Below are 25,846 nucleotides of genomic sequence, written 5' to 3'. Positions count from 1 at the left end.
TCGCGAGCAAGCCCGCTCCCACACTAGATATTCAGTGAACACAGACTTTGTGAACGACGCCGATCAAATGTGGGAGCGGGCTTGCTCGCGAAGGGGTCGACGCGGTCTCAAGCCTTAAACAGGCTTGGCGCCCATCAACCCGGCAATGGCAACAAAACAGACAAAACTGAACAACGCCAGGGCAAAGGTGAACTTACCCACGCCACCCGGCGCTTTGCGCAGCTTGTTCAGCCGCACCAGCAGCCAGAACCACGCCAGTGCCGCCACGGTGTACAACACACTGGAGGCCAGCAACCAGGTCTGTCCCAGCGGCCAGCCCACCAGGTGCACCATCCACCAGCCGGTAAACGGCATGCTCAGCAGCGCCAGCCCCATCAACAGCCAGACAAATACACGTGGCCGTTGCAGGGTGCGGCTTCCCGCCGTTGCATCACCCTTGCGCCGCGCCAGCAAAACCCAGACGCCCAGACCCAGCGCACAAGCCAGCAGTACAACGGTTGCCACCATGTGCGCCGCTTTCAGGGCAGTTAACGTTTCCATTGTTCGATTTCCTTATGACCTGCCCAACAGCGTAGCCCCTCAGCCAAGAAACAGCTGATAGGCCGGGTTGTCGCTTTCATCCCAGTACGGGTAACCGATTTCTTCCAGCGCCGCCGGCACCAGGTGGCGCTCGTCGTGGGGCACTTGCAGGCCCGCGACGACACGGCCATCCGCCGCGCCATGGTTGCGGTAATGGAACATCGAGATGTTCCAGCGCCCGCCGAGCTTGTTGAGGAAGTTGAACAGCGCCCCCGGACGCTCCGGGAATTCGAAACGCAGGATCACTTCGTCGACCACATGGGCCGCACGCCCGCCGACCATGTGGCGGATGTGCAACTTGGCCAGTTCATTGTCGGTCAGGTCCAGCACCGGGAAACCTTGTTCGCTCAGGCTGGCGATCAGGGCGCTACGCGGGTCGTTTTCCGGGTGGGTCTGCACGCCGACAAAGATGTGCGCTTCGCTGCCGGTGTTGTAGCGGTAGTTGAATTCGGTGATCTGGCGCTTGCCGATGGCTTCGCAGAACGCCTTGAAGCTGCCCGGCTTCTCGGGAATGGTCACTGCGATGATGGCTTCGCGGCCCTCGCCCAGCTCCGCGCGCTCGGCGACGTGGCGCAGGCGGTCGAAGTTGACGTTGGCCCCGGAGTCGATGGCCACGAAGGTCTGACCGCTGACGCCACGCTGCTCGACATATTTTTTGATCCCGGCCACGCCCAAGGCGCCGGCAGGTTCGGTGATCGAGCGGGTATCGTCGTAGATATCCTTGATGGCAGCACAGATTTCATCGGTGCTGACGGTGATCACTTCATCGACATAGTCCTTGCAGATGTCAAAGGTGTGCTGACCGATCTGAGCCACCGCAACACCGTCGGCGAAAATGCCCACGGTCGGCAACACCACACGCTCGCCCGCCGCCATGGCGGCTTGCAGGCAATTGGAGTCATCCGGCTCGACGCCGATGATCTTGATGTCCGGGCGCAGGTATTTCACGTACGCCGCAATGCCGGCGATCAGGCCGCCACCGCCGACCGGGACGAAAATCGCATCCAGTGGCTGCGGGTGCTGGCGCAGAATCTCCATCGCCACGGTGCCCTGCCCGGCGATGGTGTGGGGATCGTCGTACGGGTGAATGTAGACGTAGCCTTTTTCATCGACCAGTTTCAGCGAATAAGCCAGGGCTTCCGGGAACGAGTCGCCGTGCAGCACCACTTTACCGCCGCGCGAGCGTACGCCTTCGACCTTGATCTCCGGGGTGGTCTTGGGCATGACGATGGTCGCCTTCACACCCAGCACCTTCGCCGCCAGGGCCAGGCCTTGCGCATGGTTGCCCGCCGAAGCCGTCACTACGCCGCGGGCGCGCTCTTCGTCGCTCAACTGGGTCAACTTGTTGTAGGCGCCGCGAATCTTGAAGGAGAACACCGGCTGCAAGTCTTCGCGCTTGAGCCAAATGCTGTTGCCCAGCCGCTCGGAAAGCTGGCGGGCAGACTGCAGCGGGGTTTCTACGGCAACGTCATAAACGCGCGAGGTGAGGATCTTTTTGACGTACTGTTCAAGCATCGGAAAGCATCACTGAGCGGGTTGGGCGGGACCAAGGAGTCTAACCCGGCTTTCAGTTACACGACCACCTGTTGTAGGAGCGAGCTTGCTCGCGAAAAACGCAATGGCACCGCTGAACATCTATTTTCGCGCGTTATCGTTCACGACCATCGCGAGCAGGCTCGCTCCTACAGGGAACGGTCACGAACCGCCAATCGGGCAATGACCTTCCCCGCCCCGGGGCCTATAATGCCGGCCTTTCGTTCCCTCCTCGGCACTCCGGAGCCCGCATGAACCAGGATCAACTCAAACAGGCAGTGGCCCAGGCCGCCGTCGACTTCATCCTTCCGAAACTCGACGACAAGAGCATCGTCGGGGTCGGCACCGGCTCCACCGCCAACTGCTTCATCGATGCCCTGGCCCAGCACAAGGGCGCATTCGATGGCGCCGTCGCCAGTTCCGAAGCCACCGCCGCGCGCCTCAAGGGCCACGGGATTCCGGTGTACGAGCTGAATACCGTCAGCGACCTGGAGTTCTATGTCGACGGCGCCGATGAAAGCGACGAGCACCTGAACCTGATCAAGGGCGGCGGCGCCGCGCTGACCCGCGAGAAGATCGTCGCGGCCGTGGCCAAGACGTTCATCTGCATCGCCGATGCCAGCAAACTGGTGCCGGTCCTCGGTACTTTCCCGCTGCCGGTGGAAGTCATCCCGATGGCCCGCAGCCATGTGGCCCGCGAACTGGTGAAGCTTGGTGGCGACCCGGTCTACCGCGAAGGCGTGCTGACCGACAACGGCAACATCATCCTCGACGTGTTCAACATGCAGATCACCAACCCGGTGGAGCTGGAGACACAGATCAACGCGATCGTCGGCGTGGTCACCAATGGTTTGTTCGCGGCGCGTCCGGCGGATCTGTTGCTGCTGGGTACCAGCGAAGGCGTGAAGACCCTGCGCGCGGAATAAGCCAGACTGCCTAAATTCTCTGGGCAGATGAATGACCTGTGGGAGCGAGCTTGCTCGCGATGAGGCCGTGTCAGTCGACTGAAATGTTGAATGACAGACCGCAATCGCGAGCAAGCTCGCTCCCACAGTATTTTGTGGTGTTGGTTAGAGTTGTGCGGGTTTCTTGAACACGTAAAACAGGTTCGGCTCGCTGACGAGGTACAGCGTACCGTCGTCGTCCACGGCGATCCCCTCCGCTTGCGGCACGGTGTTTTGCAGGCCCTGGCGCCCCTTGCCCAACGACATTGTGCTCAGCGGACGCCCGCTCACATCCAGCTCCAGAATCAACCGCGACTCATCCGACAGCGCCAGCAAGTGCCCGCTGCGCTCGTCGTATTGCAGGCTCGACAGATCCCGCACGAACATCCCGGCATCACGCTTGGGGTCGTTGATCACGTGTATCGAGTAGGATTCTTCAGGATTGAAGCGCGGAAAACCGTGCACCTCGTAGATCAGCATCGGGTTGCGCTCCTTGGCGACGAACAGGCGCTTGCCCACAGAATCGTAAGCCAGGCCCTCGAAACCCTTGTTGCCGCCCATGTGGACGCCAATGGTCATCTGCTCGGCGTCTGCCGCATCGACGAAAGTGGTGTCCTGCTCCAGACGAATCTTGATCAGCCGCTGCTGGCTTTCATCAGTGACCACATAGATGTCCTCACTGATGAACTCCACCGCCTCCGGATCGCCGAAACCGACCAGCGCCACACGGCGCAAAATCCTGCCGTCGAGGGACAACTCGATCAGCTCGCTGTGTTTATTGGTGACGGTGAACAGGCTTTTGCGCACCGGGTCGTAGGTCAACGCTGAAACGTTGTCCGCCAGGCCATCGATCACCTGCGCTTCGGTCACGACCCGGTATTGATCAAGGCCCATGGTCTGGGAACTCACCGGCTGCCACAGCGTATGCAGATTGAACCAGGCACGCTCGAACAAACGCAGGTATTGGCCGAGCGCAACCACGGCGATCAGCAAGATCACCGACAGGATCAGAATCAGGGATTTGGGGCGGGCAAATCGACGCATTCGGGCGGGCTCTGGGTCAAAACAGGCGGATGAAATATCACGCCCGTCTGAACTGAAGCTTAATGGTCGCGGGCCCTTTTCGCTTACGCAATCTGCGTAGGTGCTGCCGCAGACTGCGGCGGCTCCTACGCAGAGGCATTACCTCTGTTTTTCGAAGCGATAAAACAGGTTCGGCTCACTCACCATGTACAGCGTGCCCGCTTCATCCATGGTTACGCCTTCGGCACGCGGGATGGTGTTCTTCAGGCCGTTGAAGCCACGCAACAGGGTGATGAAACTGACCTGCTCGCCCTTCTTGTCCAGCTCCAGCAACAGGTGCGAGTCGGCGGACAGCGCCAGCATGTGGCCGGTCCGCGGGTCGATGGCCAGCGCCGACAGGTTGCGCATGCCCAGCGCATGACTGGCCAGCTTCAGCTTGTCGCCGGTCAGGACCTTGCCGTCACCCTTCCAGGCAAACAATGCCGGCGGGCGCTCTTCACCCAGCACCAGTTGCTGATTGCGCGGATCCCAGGTAACAGCCTCAAAGGCTTTGTTCTGGTCTTTGGAAGGGCCGAGGTCGTATTTCGGGAAGTCGGCGATGTTCAGTTCGCGGGTGTCGGCATCGACCTTGACGATAGAGATCAGATGCTCGCGCTCATCGACAATGGCCAGTCGGCCGTCGCCCAGCACGGTGACGCCCTCCGGGTTGCTCCAGCCGACCAAAGGCATTTTGCGCAGCACATCACCCTGCAGGTTCAACTCGACCAGGAAGGGATTCTTGCCCATGACCGAAAACAGGGTCTTGGTCTGAGGGTCATAGGCCACGTCCGATGCTTCGTCCTTCTCCATGCCCGGCAACGGCTTGGCATCGATCACCGCCCGATAGTCCGGCAGCCAGACACTGGCCTGACGCTCGGCCGGGCTTTTGAATTGTTCTTTCACCCAGAGCACGCCCCGCGCATCCCAGTGCATGGCAAATGCAACGCCGTAGGCGACAACGGCCCCCAACAAAAGCCAGGTGTGCCAACGCAGGGCGAAGCGTGAGCGGCGGGCAGGATTAAGCGTGGATAGCGGAGGAGTGGCCATTGGGGAATGCGTTCCAGAAATTCAGGCTAGGGGTAATAGCACAGTTTGGGGCCGGCTCAGAGGCCGAAAGCCCTGAAATTATCCAGACAGGATGTGAAAAAAACGGGAAATGACAGGGTGAGACTTTACAGGCCACGGAGAAACCAATGTGGGAGCGAGCCTGCTCGCGATGGGGGCGTGTCATCCAACTAAGATATTGAATGACACACCGCTTTCGCGAGCAGGCTCGCTCCCACAGGGTTTGGCGGTGTCTGGACTAGCGAACGCTGCTGCTGAAGCGGCTGGCGCCCGGCAGTTCCAGGACGATCTCGTCACCGACATTCAGCGGACCGACGCCCACTGGTGTGCCGGTGAGGATCACATCCCCGGCCTGCAACGAAAAGCAGCCGGCCATGTGCTGGATCATCGGCACAATCGGGTTGAGCATTGCGCCGCTGTTGCCGTCCTGGCGCACTTCGCCGTTGATGGTCAGGCGGATGCCGATGTCGGTCAGGTCGGCAAAGGTGCTGCCGGACACGAACGGAGCAATCACCGCCGCACCGTCGAAGGACTTGGCGATTTCCCACGGCAGACCCTTGGATTTCAGCTCGGCCTGCTTGTCGCGCAGGGTCAGGTCCAGGGCCGGGGCGAAACCGGAGATGGCGTCGAGCACTTCTTCACGGCTCGGCCTGGTCGACAACGGCTTGCCGATCAACACCGCGATCTCCGCTTCGTAGTGCACCGAGCCGCGCTCGGTGGGAATGCTGAAACCACCTTCCAGCGGCACCACGCAACTGCCCGGCTTGATGAACAGCAATGGCTCGGTCGGCACCGGGTTATCCAGCTCCTTGGCGTGTTCGGCGTAGTTGCGGCCGATGCACACCACTTTCCCCAACGGGAAATGAATACGCGTACCGTCGACATACTGGTGCTGATAGCTCATTTACCGTCTCCTGCCTTCAAGGGTGCGTAAGGTTTGCAGCTCAAACCGCGAAGATCTTGCCCGGGTTCATGATGCCATTCGGGTCGAACACGGCCTTGACCGCTTTCATGTACTCGATCTCGACCGGCGAACGGCTGTAGGTCAGGTAATCACGCTTGGTCATGCCCACGCCGTGCTCGGCGGAGATCGAACCGTTGTACTTCTCGACGGTTTCGAACACCCACTTGTTGACGGTGGCGCACTTGGCGAAGAACTCGTCCTTGCTCAGGTTATCCGGCTTGAGGATGTTCAAGTGCAGGTTGCCGTCGCCGATGTGGCCAAACCAGACGATTTCGAAATCCGGGTAGTGTTCGCCGACGATCGCGTCGATTTCCTTCAGGAACGCCGGGACTTTCGATACGGTGACCGAAATGTCGTTCTTGTACGGCGTCCAGTGGGAAATGGTTTCGGAGATGTACTCGCGCAGCTTCCACAGGTTCTGCAACTGGGTTTCGCTCTGGCTCATCACGCCGTCCAGCACCCAGCCCTGCTCGACGCAGTGCTCGAAGGTTTCCAGGGCGTGGTTAGCCACTTCTTCGGTGGTCGCTTCGAATTCCAGCAGCGCGTAGAACGGGCAGTCGGACTCGAACGGCGCCGGCACGTCGCCACGGGCCATGACCTTGGCCAGGGCCTTGTCGGAGAAGAATTCGAAAGCGGTCAGGTCGAGTTTGCTCTGGAAGGCGTGCAGCACCGGCATGATCGAGTCGAAATCGGCGGTGCCGAGGACCATCGCCGTCAGGTTTTTCGGCGCGCGATCGAGGCGCATGGTCGCTTCGACCACGAACCCGAGTGTGCCTTCAGCCCCGATGAACAGCTGGCGCATGTCGTAGCCGGTGGCGTTCTTGATCAGGTCGCGGTTCAGCTCCAGCACGTCGCCCTTGCCGGTGACGACTTTCATGCCGGCGACCCAGTTGCGGGTCATGCCGTAGCGAATCACCTTGATCCCGCCGGCATTGGTGCCGATATTGCCGCCAATCTGGCTCGATCCTGCCGAAGCGAAGTCCACCGGGTAGTACAGGCCGTTTTCTTCGGCCACGTTCTGCAGGTGCTCGGTGACCACGCCCGGCTGACACACGGCGGTGCGGTCAGTGAGGTTCACGTCGAGGATCTGGTTCATGTAGTCGAACGACACGACCACTTCGCCATTGGCCGCTACCGCTGCGGCGGAAAGGCCGGTGCGACCGCCGGACGGCACCAGCGCGACCTTGTGTTTATTGGCCCACAGGACAATGGCCTGGACCTGCTCGGTGGTCTTGGGGAACACGATGGCGGTCGGGGCCGGAGCGAAATGCTTGGTCCAATCCTTACCATAAGCATTCAGGGAGTCGGCATCGGTCAGCACCTTGCCAGGCTCAACCAGGGTCTTCAGCTCTTCAATCAGGGCAGGATTGGTCATCGACAGAACTCTCGAACAATTCATGGTCATCCTGAGAACGCTTCACGTCGCAGGAATGAGTGTTTAGCGGGGTGCATATGCTAGCATACCGACCCCGCAGGGTAGTGCCCAAAGGCTGTTCTGCGGTGACGGCATTCCTGCCGTTCGGGTCAGCTCCGGGCTGCTCCCTTCCCTGCCATTTTTCTCCGGGATACAGGTTTACGCAGATGAGCAAGACTTCTCTCGATAAGAGCAAGATCAAGTTCCTTCTTCTCGAAGGCGTCCACCAATCGGCTGTCGACGTCCTCAAGGCGGCGGGCTACACCAGCATCGAGTACCTCACGGGTTCTCTGCCGGAAGCCCAGCTCAAGGAAAAGATCGCCGACGCTCACTTCATCGGCATTCGCTCGCGCACTCAACTGACCGAAGAGATCTTCGATCACGCGAAGAAGCTGGTTGCGGTCGGCTGTTTCTGCATCGGCACCAACCAGGTCGACCTGGACGCTGCCCGCGAACGCGGTATCGCGGTGTTCAACGCGCCCTACTCCAACACCCGTTCCGTAGCGGAGCTGGTGCTGGCCGAAGCGATCCTGCTGCTGCGCGGCATCCCTGAGAAGAACGCTTCCTGCCACCGTGGCGGCTGGATCAAGAGCGCGGCCAACTCCTTCGAGATCCGTGGCAAGAAGCTGGGCATCGTCGGTTACGGCTCGATCGGTACTCAACTGTCGGTCCTGGCGGAAGGCCTGGGCATGCAGGTGTACTTCTACGACACCATCACCAAGCTGCCTTTGGGTAACGCCACCCAGGTAGGCAACCTGCACGAGCTGCTGGCGATGTCCGACATCGTTTCGCTGCACGTACCGGAAACCGCCGCCACCCAGTGGATGATGGGCGAGAAAGAAATCCGTGCCATCAAGAAAGGCGGCATCCTGATCAACGCCGCCCGCGGCACTGTGGTCGAACTGGACCACCTGGCTGCCGCCATCAAGGACAAGCACCTGATCGGCGCGGCCATCGACGTATTCCCGGTGGAGCCACGCTCCAACGACGAAGAGTTCGAAAGCCCGCTGCGTGGCCTGGACAACGTGATCCTGACCCCGCACATCGGTGGTTCTACCGCTGAAGCCCAGGCCAACATCGGTCTGGAAGTCGCGGAAAAACTGGTCAAGTACAGCGACAACGGCACTTCGGTATCGTCCGTGAACTTCCCGGAAGTGGCCCTGCCGGCTCACCCTGGCAAGCACCGCCTGCTGCACATCCACGAAAACATTCCGGGCGTACTCAGCGAGATCAACAAAGTCTTCGCCGAAAACGGCATCAACATCTCCGGCCAGTTCCTGCAGACCAACGAGAAGGTTGGCTACGTGGTGATCGACGTCGACGCCGAGTACTCGGACCTGGCGCAAGAGAAGCTGCAACACGTCAAAGGCACCATCCGTAGCCGTGTGTTGTTCTGATCGCGATCTGAGCAAAAAAAAGGGAGCCTTCGGGCTCCCTTTTTCATTGACGCAACAACGTTACTTGACGTTGACGGTGATCTTCTCGGAAACGATCGGCGGATCGAACGGCATGTGGTTGCTATCGCCCAGTTCAAGCTGCAGGGTGTGTTTGCCCGGCGTAAGCGTGACTTCAGCCTGGGTCTGCGCGGCGCCGAAATGCTGGTGGTTGGCATCTTTGGGGATCGGCGCTCCGGCGGCCGGCAACTCATCGACATCGATCAGCAAATGGTGATGACCGGTGTTCTTGGTGGGGTCGCCCGCCGGTGCCAAGGCAATATTTTCAACAGCGAACTTGACGACCACAGTCTGTGGAACATTCGCGCCGTCCTTGGGAGACACGATGGACACTTCGGCGCCTTTCGGAGCCGGCGTTGCAGCACTGGCCAGCACCGAAACACCTATCAACAGGCCAGCCAAAGCAGCACGTGACATAAAGGTTTTCATTCTCTTCTCCAGTTTTTTCGTAAAATCCGCGTGACCATGACAACTTCATGGCCATTCGTTGTCGAAGGCACTCGACAACCATAGCAAAGCGAGCCTGAATCAGAGGGTCGCGATAATAAATTCAAAGGAGTGACCATGCGCTTTCTGCCTGGCCTGATCTGCCTGCTACCCCTTCTGAGCCCTTTGGCTCATGCCGAACTGATTGATGACGTCAACGACCGGGGCGAGTTGCGCATAGCCGTTGAAGCCAACACTCCCCCATTCAACTTCAAGGATGGTGACAAGCTCGCCGGCTTCGAAGTCGAACTGGGCCAACTGCTGGCAAGTGAACTCGATGTCCGGGCCGACTTTGTCGTCACCGACGGCAGCGATCTGCTGACCGGCGTCGAAAGCGGCAAATACGACATCGCTATCAACCACATAGCAGTGACCCCGGATCTCAGCGATCGTTTCGATTTCAGCGAACCTTACGTTCAAGCCCAGGCGCAATTGATCGCGCAGAAAGAAGAGCCGCGCTCCATTCTGCTGGTGCAGTCGCTGACCGAAGGGAAGCCCAAAACCAACCCGGCCGTGAGCCTGGCGATTCCGTTTCAGAAGGGAAATCCGGCGTTCCATGCCAGCCTGGAAAACGCCTTGCAGCGGATCAAGGATGATGGACGACTGCAAGCGCTGGAGCAGAAGTGGCTGGGGGCGGATGCGGTGCCGAAGCTGCAGAACTGAAGTGAATGCAGAACCTGTGGGAGCGAGCTTGCTCGCGATGAGGCCAGTCCAGTCAACATTGATGTTGAATGTCAGGCCGCCATCGCGAGCAAGCTCGCTCCCACAGTGTCTTTTGTCGCTCGTTAATCGAGTGTTGCCAACGCCTGAGCCGCCTGCGGCAACTCCAGCTCACTGAACACCTGCACGCCATGGCGCTTGAGCAGCGCCGCCGTCACGCCCTCGCCACTGACCTTCACCCCGCTGAACGTCCCGTCATAGGTCAGCAGATTGCCGCAGGACGGACTGTTGGCCTTGAGGACGGCAATGCGGATGCCGTGTTTTTGCACCAGTTCCAGCGCCTGATACGCCCCCGACAAAAACTGCGCGCTGACATCCTCGCCCTCGGTCGTGATCACCACGGCCTGGCCATCGAGGACTTGCGCGCCCTGCCCGCCTGGAATTTCCGCGGCCGCCCGAGGCGTTGGCAAGCCACCGGCGACCTCCGGGCACAACGGTACGATCCGACCTTCGTCGAGCCAGTGCTGAAGCTGATCGAACGGCCCACTGGCCCCGCCGTCGTAACGAACGCGGTGGCCCAACAGGCAGCGGCTGACGAGAATTTTCTGCATGATCAGAACGGCTCGTTGCCGCGCCGCCGGAACCAGCCCGTCAGCGACAGGCGATCGCGGGTCGCGGGCAGGACTTCGTGGGGAACCTCTCCGGAAAGAAACACCACCAGGCAGCCGCCGGTAGGCTGCACGTCGTGGACGCGATCGTTGTCGAGGTACATGCGCAACGAGCCGCCGTGCTCGGGAAGCCAGCCGTCATTGAGGTAAACCACCGCTGAAACCATGCGCCGGTCGTCATCGCGAAAGCGATCGACATGCTTGAGGTAGAACGCCCCGGGCGGGTACATCGCAAAATGGCTTTCGAAATCCTCCAGGCCGAGAAACAGACCGCGATTGATAGCCTCGCGCAGGCTGTCCATCAAACTCAGATAGCTGTCGCAAGCCTCGGCCTGGCCGGGGTCGATCCATTGGATATGGTCGCCACGAATTCCTTCGCGGATCTCCGACGACGGCCCTCGACCCACGGCAGCCGGAGCCAGTTCACCCTCGGCAGCACGCTTGCGACACTCGGCCGCCAGCGCTCGGGTCAGGTCCTGAGGCAGGAAAATATTCTGCTGCGACCAGCCGTGCTCGGCCAGGTCGTCGACGATTCGTAACAGCAGCGGGTGATCAGAGGATATTTGCATGCCGCGCATAGTATTCCTGTGCCCGAAAATCCGACAGAGCCGCGCAGCGGGTTGATACGAATTCTCGACAAGTACGGATGCCACACGGAGAATAGTCGCCTGCTGACAGGAGTCCCTATGCGCCGTTTGCTTTTATCACTGCTGATGTTCTGCGTTTTGCCCGCCTGGGCAGACAGCCACGACCAGTTGTACAAGGTCGCCGGCTGGCCGGAACAACGCGCGCATTTCAACGACGCCCTCTCGGCTGCCCAGCAACGCTACCAGGGCAGCCTGCCTCCGGCGGTGTATCAGGCTCTGGTCAATAACAGCAATCAGCGATTTTCCGCCCAGGCCGTGGACCAGCGCGCCGAAGCGCAATTGCGCAAGAACCTCGCCGATCCAAAACCTGCACTGACGTTTTTCCAGTCGCCTTTGGGCAAGAAAATCGTCGCTGCCGAGTTGCTGGCGACCCGTCGCGACCAACTGGCGAAAAATGCCAAGGGCTTGCCAAAGATGCAGGCCAGCGACAGCCGCCTGCTGATCATCGGCCATCTGGCACAAGCGCTGCCTGCTCGCGAGGCCGGCGCGGAAGTCAGCCTGGCGATTGCCGGTGTGGCCGCCGACAGCCTGAGTTCGATGATCCCGGGGTTGCTCGGTGCCGGTCAGGCCCAGGGCATGCTCAACGGCCAGCGCCAGCGCCTGATGGACCAGATTGGCAGCGACCTGAACAACACGCTGCTGTATGTCTATCGCGACCTGTCGGACGACGAGCTGGAAGAGTTCGCGACCTTTGCCGAATCGACGCAAGGCCAGGCTTACTATCAGGCGGCACTGGCGGCGATTCGCGCGGGGTTGGCGGTGGGGCAGAGCAATTCGAACCTAAGCCAATGATTATCGGCGCCTGACAGATCGCTATCGCGGGCAAGCCCGCTCCCACAGTGTTTTGAGTCAACCCACTATTTTGTGATCACCGCGAAACCTGTGGGAGCGGGCTTGCCCGCGAAGGGGCCGGAACTGTCACTAAGGATTCCGACCCTTGATCCGCTTGGTCAAAAACCCGAAATACTCCGTGCGCATCGCCAGTGTTTCATTCGCCAGATGATGCCGCGCCTCGGGCAACATCAAGACCTGCGGCCTATCAAACTTGCCTCGCAACACTTCAAGGTTATGCTCCCAATCCACGGTCATGTCCGCCTGCCCCTGCACGATCAGCGGCCGCCTGGTGCTGACAGGCGCCGCTTCAACGCGTTTGATCCAACGCGCCAGCGCGCCCACCCAGGCTGTCGGTAGACGCAGCGGCTGCAATGGATCGGCTTGCAGGAACGGCAGAAAGGCCGGGTCGTTGGAGTTCTCACTGAAGCGCCGGGCGATGGCTTTGACGAACGGCCTGAGCACGTAATAGCTCAGATGCGACCAACCCCACGCGCGCGGCCGCACCAAGGGTGCCAACAGGATCACCTGCCCCTGGGCCGGGCTGCTCGCCCCCGCATTCAACACATGATCGATCACGATCGCCCCACCGGTACTTTGCCCGCACAGGTGCCACGGTTGCGGTAAATCGAGGGATTGCGCCTCGCTGAACAACCCTTGCAACGTGTCCTGGTACTCGGCGAAATCCTTGATGCTCGCCCGCTCGCCGCTGGACAAGCCATGCCCCGGCAGGTCGCAGGCAATCACCGCAAAGCCTTGGTCCAGTGCCCATTCGATCACATGCCGGTAGAGCCCGGTGTGGTCGTAGAAGCCGTGGATGACAAACAGCGTCGCCTTCGCCCGCTCGGGCCACCAGAACTGGCTGACCAGCTGATATCCATCGACCTCGAAGCGCCCAAGACCGCTGCGCACCTGACGCAATGAAAAATCCAGTCCGTAGAACTGCTGGTAGGCCTTCGCCTGCGCCGACAACGGCTGCCCGGCCGCCAGTGGCAGCAGACTTGCACGTAGAAGATCAGGGTCGAAAGTGGCCGGCATGGACAAGTTCCAGAGCGTGAAACGGACTTAATAGGCCTGCGATATTCTTCTGTCGCGGCAAGCATGGCAAGCTAGCCGACCTTCGAGGATTGAACCGATGCGCCCGCCCTTTCGCGCCACCCTGTTTGCCAGCCTGCTCGCCGTGGTGTGTGCCGGCGTATTGTGGGCGGCCTACGACTGGTTCCAGGGGCGTTACCTGCGGGCGTTCAGCGAGCACACGGCAATGTTTTCGGGTGATCCGCTGCGCCTTCCCGATGACCTCGCAGGCCCTGGCGCCATCCGCCTGGTGCATTTCTGGGACCCGGCCTGCCCGTGCAACGTCGGCAATCAACAACACCTGACCGAACTGGTCGAGCGCTATGTCCCCCACGGCGTGGAATTCTATACCGTGCAAAAACCCGGTAGCCATGGCCAGTTACCAGGCACCTTGAGCCGCCTGAAAACCATCGACGTCTTGCCCGGTTCCGAACAGATCCCCGCCAGCCCGGCCGTGGCAATCTGGGATCGCAGCGGCAAACTGGCGTACTTCGGCCCCTACAGCGAGGGCCTGACCTGCAATTCCAGCAACAGCTTTATCGAACCCATCCTGCAAGCGCTCGATGAAGGCCGAGCGGTGAGTGCCACGCACACACTGGCGGTGGGGTGTTACTGCCCGTGGCCTGTCGATCCGGCGAAGTAGGCAAAGCCACGCCCATACGAATCCCTCCTACGGGCGATGCGCCAAGCCGGCGCGCCGTGTTAAACAGTGGCACCTGGAATCACAATAACAACAAGGAATCCCCATGAAACGCAGCCTGACCGCTCTCGCGCTGTTGATCGTCGTGCTGGCCGCCGGAGCCGGCTGGTACCTCTACAGTAAACAGCCGTCACGCCAGGGCATGGTCGAACTGCAACACCTGCAAGGCTCAGTCACCGTGCGCTACGACGAGCGCGGCGTTCCGCATATCCGCGCCGACAACGAACCCGACCTGTACCGCGCGCTCGGCTACGTGCATGCCCAGGACCGCTTGTTCCAGATGGAAGTCCTGCGTCGCCTCGCTCGTGGCGAACTGGCCGAGGTGCTCGGACCGAAGCTGCTCGACACCGACAAACTGATGCGCAGCCTGCGCATTCGCGAGCGCGCTGAAACCTACTTCGCCAACCTCGACAAACAGTCGCCCTCTTTCATCGCCATGCAGGCCTATCTGGACGGCATCAACCAGTATCAGGACAGCCACGCCAAACCCGTGGAGTTCGATGTGCTGGGCATTCCAAAACGCCCGTTCACCGCCCAGGACACCATCAGCATCGCCGGTTACATGGCCTACAGTTTTGCGGCGGCCTTTCGTACCGAACCCTTGCTGACATTCGTACGCGATCAACTGGGCCCTGACTACCTGAGCGTTTTCGATCTCGACTGGCAGCCCAAAGGCGTGCTCGACGGGACCGCACCTTCCCTGGCCAGCGCCGACTGGAAAGACCTCAACGCCCTCGCCCGTCTGAGCGAACAGGTCTTGGCTGACAACGGTCTGCCCCAGTTCGAGGGCAGTAACGCCTGGGTCGTCGCGGGCAGCCGGACCCAAAGCGGCAAGCCACTGCTGGCGGGCGATCCGCATATCCGTTTCTCCGCACCGTCAGTGTGGTACGAAGCACAACTCTCCGCGCCGGGCTTTGAACTCTACGGGCATTACCAGGCGTTGATGCCGTTCGCCTCCCTGGGCATGAACAACGACTTCGGCTGGAGCATCACCATGTTCCAGAACGACGACCTCGACCTGATCGCCGAGAAGGTCAACCCGGACAATCCCAATCAGGTCTGGTATCGCGGCAAGTGGGTGGACATGGTCACCAGCGAACAGAAGATTGCGGTCAAGGGCCAGGAACCGGTGACGCTGGTACTGCGTCAATCACCCCACGGCCCGATCGTCAACGATGCCTTGGGCAGCGGCGTCGGCAAGACACCGATTGCCATGTGGTGGGCGTTTCTCGAAAGCCAGAACCCGATTCTGGACGGGTTCTACCAACTCAACCGCGCCGACACCCTGGTCAAGGCCCGCAGTGCCGCGGCAAAAATCCAGGCACCGGGCCTGAACGTCGTATGGGCCAATGCCAAGGGTGACATTGGCTGGTGGGCGGCGGCGCAACTGCCGAAACGTCCGGCGGGTGTAAGCCCATGGTTCATCCTCGATGGCAGCAGCGCCGAGGCCGACAAGGATGGCTTCTATCCGTTCAGCGCCAACCCTCAGGAAGAAAACCCGGCGCGGGGCTACATCGTCTCGGCCAACTTCCAGCCGGTGTCGCCGACCGGCATGGAGATTCCCGGCTATTACAACCTTGCCGATCGCGGCCAGCAGCTCAATCGCCAGCTCAGCGACAAAGCCGTGAAATGGGACCTGGAAAGCAGCCAGAAACTGCAGCTGGGCACTACCACCGCCTACGGCCAGCGCTTGCTGGCGCCGCTGCTGCCGGTGTTGCGCGAAGTGGTGAGCGACCCCGCCGAACTCAAACTGGTGGAGCAACTGGCCCAGTGGAAAGGCGACTACCCGCTCGATTCGACCAGCGCCACGCTGTTCAACCAGTTGCTGTTCAACCTGGCTGACGCGACGATGCATGACGAGCTGGGCAACGACTTCTTCGAAACGCTGCTCTCGACCCGGGTGATCGACGCCGCGCTCCCCCGCCTGGCCGCCAGCGCCGATTCACCGTGGTGGGACAACCGCAACACCGTCGGCAAGGAAACCCGCGCCGACACGGTGAAGGCCGCCTGGCAAGCCAGCCTCGCACACCTCAGGAGCACTCTCGGCGCAGATGCCTCGCAATGGCAGTGGGGTCGCGCGCACACCTTGACCCATGGTCATCCGCTGGGGCAGCAAAAGCCGCTGGACCTGGTCTTCAACGTCGGCCCCTTCGCCGCACCCGGCAGCCATGAAGTGCCGAACAACCTATCGGCGAAGATTGGCCCGGCACCCTGGCCCGTGACCTACGGCCCTTCGACCCGACGCCTGATCGACTTCGCCGACCCGGCCCACAGCCTGACCGTCAACCCGGTTGGCCAGAGCGGCGTAGTGTTCGACAGTCACTATGATGATCAGGCCGAGGCCTATATCGAGGGGATGTATTTCCAGGCGCATCTCAATGATGAAGAAGTCACGGCCAATACGCGCAGTACGTTGAAGCTGTTGCCGGCGCGGGCAGCTCAGTAAGTTTGCATTGGCTGGACCGGCCCCTTCGCGGGCAAGCCCGCTCCCACAGGTTTCTCTGGTGTTCACAAAATATGTGTTCGACACAGATCCCTGTGGGAGCGGCGGTGCGGCGATCCGACTTGCCCGCGAAGGGGCCCGCAGGAGCAATGCAAATTCATGGTTCAAACCATCGCCGCAAAATTCAACCTGAACTGCTGCGGCGTCACCCCCAATCTGCGATTGAACACACTGCGCATGTGCTGGGCATCGCGAAATCCACATTGATAGGCCACAGTCTTGAGCGGCGCCCGGGTGCTTTCGAGCATCACCCGCGCCGCATCGACCCGCGCGCGTTCGACGAACTCGGCCGGGGTGATTTTCGCTTCCCTGGCAAACACCCTGGAAAAATTGCGCGCACTCATGTTGGCGGCATTGGCCAGGTCGGCGATGGCTAAATCGCCCGTCAGGTTGGCCAGCACGTAATGCTGGACCATCGCCACCGCCGAGTCCGGTTCGGCGTGGGGCGTGAGGAACGGGCTGAACTGCGACTGCCCGCCCGAACGCTGGGTGAACACCACCAGCCGCTTGGCGACATTCAGTGCCACTTCCGGCCCGTGATCCCGGCCCAACAGATACAACGACAGATCGATCCCCGCTGTGACCCCGGCCGAGGTGAACAGGTCGCCGTCCTCAACGTACAGTCGATCCGCTTCCACCCGGGACGAGGGACACAGCGCCGCCAGATCCGATGCGTCCTGCCAATGCGTGGTGACTGTGCGCCCCTGCAGCAACCCCGCCCGGGCGAGCATGAAGGCACCGTTGCAGATCGAGCCAAACCGCTGCGCCCGCCCGCAGGCCCCGCGCAGCCAGGTGTCGAACGCCACGCCGAAACTCATGAACGGCAATTGCGGCCCGCCAGCCACCAATAACAAGTCGTACGCCTCGAGTGCTTCGCTGAAATGCCGATGGGCATTGAGTGCCAAACCGTTGGAGCACGCCATCATCCCGTGCTCGACGCCGATCACCTCCAGCCGATAGTGATCCTGCGGGGCAAGGAATCGATTGGCCTCGGAAAACACATCCATGGGGCCGGTGACATCCAGCGACTGGACGCCGGCGAAGACCACGATGGCGATGGTTTTACTCATGGTTCGAAACGCCTTTTATGAATCAGGATTGACGCGTACCTGTGGCGAGGGGGCTTGCCCCCGTTCGGCTGCGCAGCAGTCGTAAACCGCTTGAACGCGGTTTACCTGAATGAGCATTGGGGCCGCTTCGCGACCCAACGGGGGCAAGCCCCCTCGCCACAAAAGCAGGTTTAGTGCGAGCAACCCTAGCCAAACCAGGCGCAACAAGCGAGGTTGGCGCGATATGCATGCTCATTGGCCGGGATCGCAGCCATGGCGCGATTGTCCGGTTTCGGGGGGCGGAACAGACTGAAACCCTCAGCGCCACCCAGGCGTTCACGACGAGGAAAACTCCATGAGCACCACCATCGCCGGCATCAAGATCCCCGACAGCGCGCTGGCCAAGGCCACTACCGAATACATCCGTGACATCGAATCGGACCTGCTCTACCACCACTCGCGTCGGGTCTTTCTGTTCGGCGCCCTGAGCGGTGAGCGCAAGCAATTGGCCTACAACCCTGAGTTGCTGTACGTCGGCGCGATGTTCCATGACCTGGGCCTGGTGGAGGGGCACCGCAGCGACAACGAGCGTTTCGAAGTCGATGGCGCCAATGCGGCAGCCGCATTTCTCAAGCCTTACGGACTGAGCGACGACGATATCGAGCAGGTCTGGCTATCGATTGCCCTGCACACCACACCGGGCGTTCCTCAGCACTTGCGGCCCACCGTGGCGCTGGTGACGGCGGGTGTCGAGATGGACGTGCTGGGCATGGACTACGCGGCGTTCTCCACCGTGCAGCGCGAAGCGGTGGTGCATGCGCATCCACGGGGCGAGGGGTTCAAGGAGTGCATCATCTGCGCGTTTGCCGATGGCTTGCGTCATCGTCCGCAGACTACGTTCGGGAATGTGAAGACGGATGTGCTGGTGGATCAGCAGCCGGGATTCAAGCCGATGAATTTCGTCGAGGTCATTCGCCAATCTACTTGGATTTCCTGACCGCCAAAGAACCTGTGGGAGCGAGCTTGCTCGCGATGGCGGCATCACAGTCAACATCGAAGTTGAATGTCAGTCCGCTATCGCGAGCAAGCTCGCTCCCACAGGGGGTCGGGTTGGCCACAAAGTTGTGGTCAACCCGATTTCAGGCTCAAGCCGCTTCCGGTGCCTGCGCGCGACGCACGTCCGGTTGCTTCCACGAATCGGCGGCCGCTTCTTCGATCGCTTGCTGGATCGCGCGACGACGGCCCTCTTCGGCGCGACGGCTGAAGAACCAGACCAGGAAAGTCACGATGGACACTGCCAACAGGATCAGGCTGGCCACGGCGTTGATCTCGGGCTTCACGCCCAGACGTACCGCCGAGAACACCTCCATCGGCAGGGTCGTGGACCCCGGGCCCGACACGAAGCTCGCCAGCACCAGGTCATCCAGCGACAGGGCAAACGACATCATGCCGCCCGCTGCCAGCGACGGCGCGATCATCGGGATGGTGATCAGGAAGAACACCTTCCACGGTTTCGCGCCCAGGTCCATGGCCGCCTCTTCGATGGACAGGTCCAGCTCGCGCAAGCGTGCCGAAACCACCACCGCCACATAGGCCGCACAGAACGTGGTGTGGGCGATCCAGATGGTGATAATGCCGCGTTCCTGCGGCCAGCCGATCATCTGCGCCATGGCCACGAACAGCAGCAACAGCGACAGACCGGTGATCACCTCAGGCATCACCAGCGGCGCGGTGACCAGGCCACCGAACAGGGTACGGCCCTTGAAGCGCGTAATACGCGTCAGGACGAACGCCGCCAGGGTACCCAGCGCCACCGCCGCCACCGCCGTGTAGCAGGCGATTTCCAGCGAGCGCACCACCGAACCCATCAGTTGCGAATTGTCGAGCAGGCCGACGTACCACTTGATCGACCAGCCGCCCCACACCGTCACCAGTTTCGAGGCGTTGAACGAATAGATCACCAGGATCAGCATCGGCAGGTAGATGAACAACAGACCCACTACCAGCATCAGGCTGGAGAAACGGCAGCGCTTCATTCTTTACCCTCCATTTCCTTGGCCTGACTGCGGTTGAACAGGATGATCGGCACAATCAGGATCGCCAGCATCACCACCGCCAGGGCAGACGCCACCGGCCAGTCACGGTTGTTGAAGAACTCTTGCCAGAGCACTTTACCGATCATCAGGGTTTCCGGGCCGCCGAGCAGTTCCGGGATCACGAACTCACCGACCACCGGGATGAACACCAGCATGCAGCCAGCGATGATGCCGTTTTTCGACAGCGGCACGGTGATTTTCCAGAAGCTGTTGAAGGTGCTCGAACCCAGGTCCGACGCGGCTTCAAGCAGGCTCTGGTCGTGCTTCACCAGGTTGGCGTACAGCGGCAGGATCATGAACGGCAGGTAGGAATAAACCACACCGATGTAGACCGCCAGGTTGGTATTGAGGATCTGCAGCGGCTCGTTGATCCAGCCCATGCTCATCAGGAAACCGTTGAGCAGGCCATTGTTGCTGAGGATGCCCATCCACGCATACACGCGGATCAGGATCGCGGTCCAGGTCGGCATCATGATCAGCAGCACCAGCACCGTCTGCACTTCCTTGCGGGCAACGGAGATGCCGTAGGCCATCGGGTAGCCGATCAGCAGGCAGAGGATGGTGCTGAACAGCGCCATCTTCAACGACCCGAGATAAGCAGCGATGTACAGCTCGTCACCGGCCAGCATCGCGTAGTTGCCCAGGTTAAGCAGCAACTGCAGCTTCTGCTCGGCGTAGCTGTAGATTTCGGTGTAGGGAGGAATGGCCACGTCCGCTTCGGCGAAGCTGATCTTCAGTACGATGAAGAACGGCAGCATGAAGAACAGGAACAGCCAGATGAAGGGAACCCCGATGACCATCTGACGGCCACCGGGAATTATTCGATTGAGTCGGCGTTTGAATTTGCGCATGTTCATGAGCGAAGTACCACGCCGCTATCGTCTTCCCAATACACGTAGACCTGATCACCCCAGGTCGGCCGCTGGCCACGTCGCTCAGCGTTCGCGACGAAGGACTGGACGATCTTGCCGCTCGGCAATTCGACGTAGAACACCGAGTGGCCACCGAGGTAGGCGATGTCATGCACCTTGCCGCTGGACCAGTTGTATTCGCAGGTCGGCATGGTCGGGGTCACGAGCAGTTTTTCCGGACGGATCGCGTAGGTCACGGATTTGTCTTGCACCGAGGTGCTGATGCCGTGGCCCACATAGATCTTCCGGTCGAGGTCCTTGCAGGTGATGATCGCGTGGCCCTCGGCATCGTCAATCACTTCACCGTCGAAGATGTTGACGTTACCGATGAATTCACAGACCAGGCGGCTGGTCGGGGTTTCGTAGATGTCGATCGGGCTGCCGATCTGGGCGATCCAGCCCAGGTGCATGATCGCGATGCGCTCGGCCATGGTCATGGCCTCTTCCTGGTCGTGGGTCACCATGACGCAGGTTACGCCGACACGCTCGATGATCTCCACCAGCTCCAGCTGCATCTGCGAGCGAAGCTTCTTGTCCAGGGCGCCCATCGGTTCGTCGAGCAGCAGCAGCTTCGGTCGCTTGGCCAGGGAACGGGCCAGGGCCACACGCTGACGCTGGCCACCGGACAACTGGTGCGGCTTGCGCTTGGCGTACTGGCTCATCTGCACCAGCTTGAGCATATCGGCCACCCGCGCGTCGACTTCGGCGGCCGGCAGTTTGTCCTGCTTGAGGCCGAAGGCGATGTTCTGCGCCACGGTCATGTGCGGGAACAAGGCGTAGGACTGGAACATCATGTTGATCGGCCGCTCGTAGGGCGGCATGTCGGTGATGTCTACGCCATCGAGGAAAATGCGCCCCTCCGTGGGCCGTTCGAAACCTGCGAGCATGCGCAGCAATGTGGACTTGCCCGATCCCGAGCCGCCGAGCAGGGCGAAGATCTCGCCTTTCTTGATTTCCAGGGACACGTCGTCCACGGCAATCGTCTCGTCGAACTTCTTCGTGACCCGGTCGATTTTGACCAGCACCTGTTTAGGTTGCTGGTCGCCCTCGAGGGCTTTCTTATAGGCGCCGGAGGCAACTGCCATTTACGAAACTCCCAAAAAAAAAGAGTGCAGTTCGCTCAAGGTGAGCCAACTTTGGATAGTCTGAGCCTTGAAACTATTTACCCGACTTGACCATGGTCCAGCTGCGGGTCATCAAGCGTTGAATCTTCGGTGGCAACTCGACGGACACGTAGGTCTTGTCGAGCACCTCTTGCGGTGGATAAACCGCTTCGTCGGTGCGAATGGACTGTTCCATCAGTTTGTCCGACCCCGGATTAGGGTTGGCATAGCCGACGTAGTCGCTGACCTGGGCGATAACCTCGGGTTTCAGCAAGTAATTGATGAACGCGTGCGCCTCCTTGGGATTGGCCGAATCCTTCGGAATCGCCAGCATGTCGAACCAGAGAGCGCCACCTTCCTTCGGAATGGCGTAGGCGATGTTGATGCCTTTCTTGGCTTCCTGGGCACGGTTGCGGGCCTGGAAGATGTCGCCGGAGAACCCGACCGCCACGCAGATATCGCCGTTGGCCAGGTCAGTGATGTACTTGGACGAGTTGAAGTAGGTAACGTAGGGCCGCACGGCCAGCAACTTGGCGGTCGCCTTCTTGTAGTCTTCCTCGTTGGTGCTATTGGCGTTCAGGCCCATGTAGTTCAGGACCGTCGGCATCATCTCATCAGCGGAATCGAGGAACGCCACGCCGCACTTGTGCAGCTTCTTGATGTTTTCTGGCTCGAACAGCACGCTCCAGGAGTCAATCTTGTCGACACCCAGCACGGCCTTGACCTTGTCGACGTTGTAACCGATGCCGTTGGTGCCCCACAGGTACGGCACGGCGTACAGGTTGCCCGGATCGTTCTGCTCCAGGCGCTTGAGCAGCACCGGGTCGAGGTTCGAATAGTTCGGCAGCTGCGACTTGTCGAGCTTCTGGAAAGCGCCGGCCTTGATCTGCTTGCCGAGGAAGTGATTGGACGGCACGACCACGTCATACCCTGTATGCCCGGCCAGCAACTTGCCTTCCAGGGTTTCGTTGGAATCAAAGACGTCGTAGACCGGCTTGATCCCGGTCTCTTTCTGGAAGTCCGCCAGGGTGCTCTCGCCGATGTAATCCGACCAGTTATAAATATGCACGGTGCCGGCGGCCTGGACACTGACGGCAATCGTCAGCCCGGCGCCCACCAGCATGGCATTGCGCAATAAAGAAAAAATAGGCACGTGGAGGTCCTCTGAAATTAGTTGGGCCCAAGTTGCCCAGCGTTACATGACAACCGTGATTGCCCAGCAACAAAACCGGCGCGCAACTTACCCTCGAAAAACCGTTCCAGCAAAACTTTTATGCAGACCCTTGTAGGAGCGAGCCTGCTCGCGATGAACCTGAGAGCAACGCGGGGTGTCAGGCACCCAGTGTCATCGTTGACGACTATCGCGAGCGGGCTCGCTCCTACAGGGGTTTTACTTATTTACCCGATTTGATCTTGGTCCAGCTGCGGGTCATGATCCGCTGGGTCGCGGCCGGCAAGTCGGCAATCGCGTACAGCTTGGCCAGCACGTCCGCTGGCGGGTAAACGCCCGGGTCGCTGGTGATGTCTTTATCGACCAACGCAGTTGCAGCCGCGTTGCCGTTCGGGAAACGCACGGCGTTGGTGATTTCAGCCATGATTTCCGGCTTTTGCAGGAAGGTCATGAACTTGTAGGCGCCTTCGACGTTTTCGGCATCTTTAGGGATGGCGACCATGTCGTAGAAGCTGCCGGCACCTTCTTTCGGAATGTTGTAGCTGACTTTCACCTTGTCACCGGCTTCGGCAGCGCGGGATTTAGCCTGGTAAATGTCACCCGAGTAACCCACGGCCACGCAGATGTTGCCGTTGGCGAGGTCCGAGATGTACTTGGACGAGTGGAAGTAGGCGATCGAAGGACGGACCTTCATGATCAGCGCTTCAGCCTTGTCGATGTCTTCTTTCTTCTGGCTGTCGGTTGGCAGGCCCAGGTAGTGCAGCGCCACCGGAATCATCTCGGTTGGCGAGTCCAGCAGGCTGATACCGCACGCTTTCAGCTTGGCGGCGTTTTCAGGCTTGAAGATGAGGTCCCAGGAATCGACCGGTGCGTCGGCACCCAGTGCTGCCTTGACCTTCTCGGCGTTGAAGCCGATACCGATCGAACCCCACATGTACGGGAAGGCGTGCTCGTTGCCCGGGTCGCTCACGGAAACGGCCTTGAGCAGGTCGGTGTTCAAGTTCTTCCAGTTAGGCAGCTTGGACTTGTCCAGCTTCTGGTAGACCCCAGCCTTGATCTGCTTGGCCAGGAAGTTGTTCGACGGTACGACGATGTCGTAGCCGGACTTGCCTGCCAGCAACTTGGCTTCCAGGGTTTCGTTGCTGTCGAAGACGTCATAGACAACCTTGATGCCCGACTCGTCTTCAAACTTCTTGACGGTGTCCGGTGCGATGTAGTCGGACCAGTTGTACACGTGCAGTACTTTGTCATCGGCCTGAACCGCGCCCGCCATCAAACCCATCACGGACATGGCAAGCAGAGTCTTGCCAGCGAGCTTTTTACCTAGTGCCTTCATGCGTAATGCTCCAAATTTTTCTTTTTTGAACCACTTGTTCAGCGACCGAACCCGGGCAACTGGAACCGCGGCTAGTCTGGCAAGATCCACATCGGTCTTTCAAGGAAACGGCCACGCTTTCTGACAGTTCTGAGCGAAAGTTCCTACTTCATATGCAGAACTTCGGACTTCCGCTCAGAGCCTAGCACTTAGCCCTGCAATGCACTCAGGGTCAGGTCAAGGCACTTGCGAGCCTTGGTCACCAGCTCATCGATTTCCGCCGGTGTAATCACCAGTGGCGGTGCGATGATCATGGTGTCGCCGACGGCGCGCATGATCAGGCCGTTGTCGAAGCAGAACTGGCGGCAGATCATGCCGACACCCTTGCCCTCGTAACGCTTGCGCGTGGCCTTGTCCTGGACCAGTTCGATGGCCCCCAACAAACCGACCCCGCGAACTTCACCTACCAGCGGGTGATCGTTCAGTTCCCGCAGACGCTTTTGCAAATACGGTGCCGTTTCTGCATGGACGCGCTCGATAATTTTCTCGTCGCGCATGATGCGGATGTTTTCCAGCGCCACCGCAGCCGCCACCGGGTGACCGGAGTACGTGAAGCCGTGGTTGAAATCACCGCCTTCGTTCAGGACCTCCACCACTTCGTCACGCACGATCAGGCCGCCCATCGGGATGTAGCCCGAGGTCAGGCCCTTGGCGATGGTCATCATGTCCGGCTTGAGGCCGTAGAAATCGCTGCCGAACCACTCGCCGGTACGACCGAAACCACAAATCACTTCGTCAGCCACGAACAGGATGTCGTACTTGGCGAGGATTTCCTTGATGCGCGGCCAGTAGGTGTCTGGCGGAATGATCACGCCACCGGCGCCCTGGATCGGTTCGGCAATAAAGGCACCGACGTTGTCGACGCCGACTTCCAGAATCTTTTCTTCCAGCTGATTGGCCGCCCACACACCGAATTCTTCCGGGGTCATGTCGCCGCCTTCGGCGAACCAGTACGGCTGGGCAATGTGGACGATGCCCGGGATCGGCAAGTCGCCCTGTTCATGCATGTACGTCATGCCACCCAGGCTCGCGCCGGCCACGGTGGAACCGTGATAGCCGTTCTTGCGGCTGATGATGACTTTCTTGTTCGGCTGGCCCTTGATTGACCAATAGTGACGAACCATGCGCAGCATGGTGTCGTTGCCTTCAGAGCCGGAACCGGTGAAGAACACATGGTTCATGCCTTGCGGCGCGATGTCGGCGATGGCCTTGGCCAGTTCCAGTACCGGCGGGTGCGCCGTCTGGAAGAACAGGTTGTAGTAAGGCAGCTCGCGCATCTGTTTGCTGGCGGCATCGGCCAGTTCATCGCGACCATAACCAATCGCGACACACCATAGGCCGGCCATGCCGTCGAGGATCTTGTTGCCTTCGCTGTCCCAGAGGTAAACGCCCTTGGCGTTGGTGATGATCCGCGGGCCTTTCTCTTTCAGCTGTTTGAAGTCGCTGAACGGAGCCAGGTGGTGATCATTGCTCAAGGTTTGCCATTCACGGGTTTGCGGATTGTTGCTGGTCATACGAATCTCCTAAAAAAATCAGGTGAAGGCGCCATTAGAGGAC

24 protein-coding genes are annotated in these 25,846 nt (G+C 60.3%); 7 read left to right on the top strand and 17 right to left on the bottom strand.

Annotation, left to right across the window (positions count from 1 at the left end):
* Nucleotides 1–114 precede the first annotated feature (114 nt).
* Both KW841_RS01975 and ilvA read right to left on the bottom strand, forming a co-directional pair.
* Nucleotides 115–540 carry a DUF2269 domain-containing protein gene (locus KW841_RS01975; protein ID WP_104450181.1) on the bottom strand — a complete coding sequence of 142 codons (426 nt, stop codon included), beginning with the start codon at nucleotides 538–540 and terminating at the stop codon, nucleotides 115–117.
* A gap of 39 nt (nucleotides 541–579) precedes the next feature.
* Complete coding sequence (ilvA, locus tag KW841_RS01970) at nucleotides 580–2,094, bottom strand: threonine ammonia-lyase, biosynthetic (protein ID WP_102700005.1); 1,515 nt, start codon at nucleotides 2,092–2,094, stop codon at nucleotides 580–582.
* Nucleotides 2,095–2,363: 269 nt separating this feature from the next.
* Between ilvA and rpiA the strand changes: the two genes are divergently transcribed.
* Nucleotides 2,364–3,038 carry a ribose-5-phosphate isomerase RpiA gene (gene rpiA, locus KW841_RS01965; RefSeq protein ID WP_015097253.1) on the top strand — a complete coding sequence of 225 codons (675 nt, stop codon included), beginning with the start codon at nucleotides 2,364–2,366 and terminating at the stop codon, nucleotides 3,036–3,038.
* Between the two features lie 144 nt (nucleotides 3,039–3,182).
* Here the strand turns inward: rpiA and KW841_RS01960 are convergent, their stop codons facing one another.
* The 4 genes from KW841_RS01960 to KW841_RS01945 form a co-directional block, all read right to left on the bottom strand.
* Nucleotides 3,183–4,100, bottom strand: coding sequence for an SdiA-regulated domain-containing protein (locus KW841_RS01960; protein ID WP_126048144.1), 918 nt, complete (start codon nucleotides 4,098–4,100; stop codon nucleotides 3,183–3,185).
* Nucleotides 4,101–4,238: 138 nt separating this feature from the next.
* Nucleotides 4,239–5,165: an SdiA-regulated domain-containing protein gene (locus tag KW841_RS01955; RefSeq protein WP_218473227.1), complete on the bottom strand. Its 927-nt coding sequence runs from the start codon at nucleotides 5,163–5,165 to the stop codon at nucleotides 4,239–4,241.
* Between the two features lie 256 nt (nucleotides 5,166–5,421).
* Nucleotides 5,422–6,087: a fumarylacetoacetate hydrolase family protein gene (locus KW841_RS01950; RefSeq protein WP_218473226.1), complete on the bottom strand. Its 666-nt coding sequence runs from the start codon at nucleotides 6,085–6,087 to the stop codon at nucleotides 5,422–5,424.
* A gap of 40 nt (nucleotides 6,088–6,127) precedes the next feature.
* Entirely contained in the window at nucleotides 6,128–7,522 is a 1,395-nt protein-coding gene (locus KW841_RS01945) for an FAD-binding oxidoreductase (protein WP_032829505.1), read from the bottom strand.
* Nucleotides 7,523–7,728: 206 nt separating this feature from the next.
* Here KW841_RS01945 and serA point away from each other — a divergent pair, with 206 nt between their 5' ends.
* Nucleotides 7,729–8,958, top strand: a complete 1,230-nt coding sequence (serA, locus tag KW841_RS01940) for a phosphoglycerate dehydrogenase (RefSeq protein WP_007976393.1) — start codon at nucleotides 7,729–7,731, stop codon at nucleotides 8,956–8,958.
* A 60-nt stretch (nucleotides 8,959–9,018) separates the two neighbouring features.
* Here serA and KW841_RS01935 read toward each other — a convergent pair whose 3' ends face one another.
* Nucleotides 9,019–9,444: a DUF4399 domain-containing protein gene (locus KW841_RS01935; protein WP_218473225.1), complete on the bottom strand. Its 426-nt coding sequence runs from the start codon at nucleotides 9,442–9,444 to the stop codon at nucleotides 9,019–9,021.
* Between the two features lie 135 nt (nucleotides 9,445–9,579).
* On the opposite strand from KW841_RS01935, the gene KW841_RS01930 reads away from it, so the two are divergent.
* Entirely contained in the window at nucleotides 9,580–10,164 is a 585-nt protein-coding gene (locus tag KW841_RS01930) for a transporter substrate-binding domain-containing protein (protein WP_218473224.1), read from the top strand.
* 122 nt (nucleotides 10,165–10,286) lie between these two features.
* Here the strand turns inward: KW841_RS01930 and KW841_RS01925 are convergent, their stop codons facing one another.
* Both KW841_RS01925 and KW841_RS01920 read right to left on the bottom strand, forming a co-directional pair.
* Complete coding sequence (locus tag KW841_RS01925; protein ID WP_218473223.1) at nucleotides 10,287–10,772, bottom strand: DUF523 domain-containing protein; 486 nt, start codon at nucleotides 10,770–10,772, stop codon at nucleotides 10,287–10,289.
* A 2-nt stretch (nucleotides 10,773–10,774) separates the two neighbouring features.
* On the bottom strand, nucleotides 10,775–11,407 hold the full coding sequence (locus tag KW841_RS01920) for a 2OG-Fe(II) oxygenase (RefSeq protein ID WP_007976386.1): 633 nt from the start codon (nucleotides 11,405–11,407) through the stop codon (nucleotides 10,775–10,777).
* A gap of 108 nt (nucleotides 11,408–11,515) precedes the next feature.
* Between KW841_RS01920 and KW841_RS01915 the strand changes: the two genes are divergently transcribed.
* Nucleotides 11,516–12,268 (top strand): DUF2059 domain-containing protein, encoded by a 753-nt coding sequence (locus KW841_RS01915; protein WP_218473222.1) that lies wholly within the window; start codon nucleotides 11,516–11,518, stop codon nucleotides 12,266–12,268.
* A 129-nt stretch (nucleotides 12,269–12,397) separates the two neighbouring features.
* Here KW841_RS01915 and KW841_RS01910 read toward each other — a convergent pair whose 3' ends face one another.
* Nucleotides 12,398–13,345, bottom strand: a complete 948-nt coding sequence (locus tag KW841_RS01910; protein WP_218473220.1) for an alpha/beta hydrolase — start codon at nucleotides 13,343–13,345, stop codon at nucleotides 12,398–12,400.
* 97 nt (nucleotides 13,346–13,442) lie between these two features.
* Between KW841_RS01910 and KW841_RS01905 the strand changes: the two genes are divergently transcribed.
* Together KW841_RS01905 and KW841_RS01900 are read left to right on the top strand one after the other, a co-directional pair.
* Entirely contained in the window at nucleotides 13,443–14,024 is a 582-nt protein-coding gene (locus KW841_RS01905; RefSeq protein WP_116579675.1) for a DUF6436 domain-containing protein, read from the top strand.
* Between the two features lie 103 nt (nucleotides 14,025–14,127).
* A complete protein-coding gene (locus KW841_RS01900) occupies nucleotides 14,128–16,527 on the top strand; it encodes a penicillin acylase family protein (RefSeq protein ID WP_218473218.1) in 2,400 nt (799 codons plus the stop codon).
* 161 nt (nucleotides 16,528–16,688) lie between these two features.
* On the opposite strand, the gene KW841_RS01895 is transcribed toward KW841_RS01900, so the two are convergent.
* Nucleotides 16,689–17,654: a GlxA family transcriptional regulator gene (locus KW841_RS01895; RefSeq protein ID WP_218473217.1), complete on the bottom strand. Its 966-nt coding sequence runs from the start codon at nucleotides 17,652–17,654 to the stop codon at nucleotides 16,689–16,691.
* A 334-nt stretch (nucleotides 17,655–17,988) separates the two neighbouring features.
* On the opposite strand from KW841_RS01895, the gene KW841_RS01890 reads away from it, so the two are divergent.
* Entirely contained in the window at nucleotides 17,989–18,630 is a 642-nt protein-coding gene (locus KW841_RS01890) for an HD domain-containing protein (RefSeq protein WP_218473216.1), read from the top strand.
* Nucleotides 18,631–18,778: 148 nt separating this feature from the next.
* Here the strand turns inward: KW841_RS01890 and KW841_RS01885 are convergent, their stop codons facing one another.
* The 6 genes from KW841_RS01885 to KW841_RS01860 form a co-directional block, all read right to left on the bottom strand.
* Complete coding sequence (locus tag KW841_RS01885) at nucleotides 18,779–19,669, bottom strand: ABC transporter permease subunit (RefSeq protein WP_218473215.1); 891 nt, start codon at nucleotides 19,667–19,669, stop codon at nucleotides 18,779–18,781.
* Nucleotides 19,666–20,547, bottom strand: coding sequence for an ABC transporter permease subunit (locus KW841_RS01880; protein ID WP_240629020.1), 882 nt, complete (start codon nucleotides 20,545–20,547; stop codon nucleotides 19,666–19,668). The genes KW841_RS01885 and KW841_RS01880 overlap by 4 nt, the downstream gene beginning before the upstream one ends.
* A 35-nt stretch (nucleotides 20,548–20,582) precedes the next feature.
* Entirely contained in the window at nucleotides 20,583–21,725 is a 1,143-nt protein-coding gene (locus tag KW841_RS01875) for an ABC transporter ATP-binding protein (protein WP_007976366.1), read from the bottom strand.
* Nucleotides 21,726–21,798: 73 nt separating this feature from the next.
* The gene (locus tag KW841_RS01870; protein WP_007976363.1) at nucleotides 21,799–22,896 is read right to left on the bottom strand and encodes a polyamine ABC transporter substrate-binding protein; all 1,098 of its coding nucleotides are present in this window, start codon (nucleotides 22,894–22,896) and stop codon (nucleotides 21,799–21,801) included.
* Between the two features lie 241 nt (nucleotides 22,897–23,137).
* A complete protein-coding gene (locus KW841_RS01865; RefSeq protein WP_007976361.1) occupies nucleotides 23,138–24,250 on the bottom strand; it encodes a polyamine ABC transporter substrate-binding protein in 1,113 nt (370 codons plus the stop codon).
* Nucleotides 24,251–24,438: 188 nt separating this feature from the next.
* On the bottom strand, nucleotides 24,439–25,803 hold the full coding sequence (locus KW841_RS01860) for an aspartate aminotransferase family protein (RefSeq protein WP_007976359.1): 1,365 nt from the start codon (nucleotides 25,801–25,803) through the stop codon (nucleotides 24,439–24,441).
* Between the last annotated feature and the right edge of the window lie 43 nt (nucleotides 25,804–25,846).

This window comes from Pseudomonas sp. PDM28 (genome assembly GCF_019219115.1).
GTDB lineage: Bacteria > Pseudomonadota > Gammaproteobacteria > Pseudomonadales > Pseudomonadaceae > Aquipseudomonas > Aquipseudomonas laurylsulfatiphila.
Note: the sequence above shows the minus strand (reverse complement) of the source record. Positions and strands in the feature narration are given on the sequence as shown.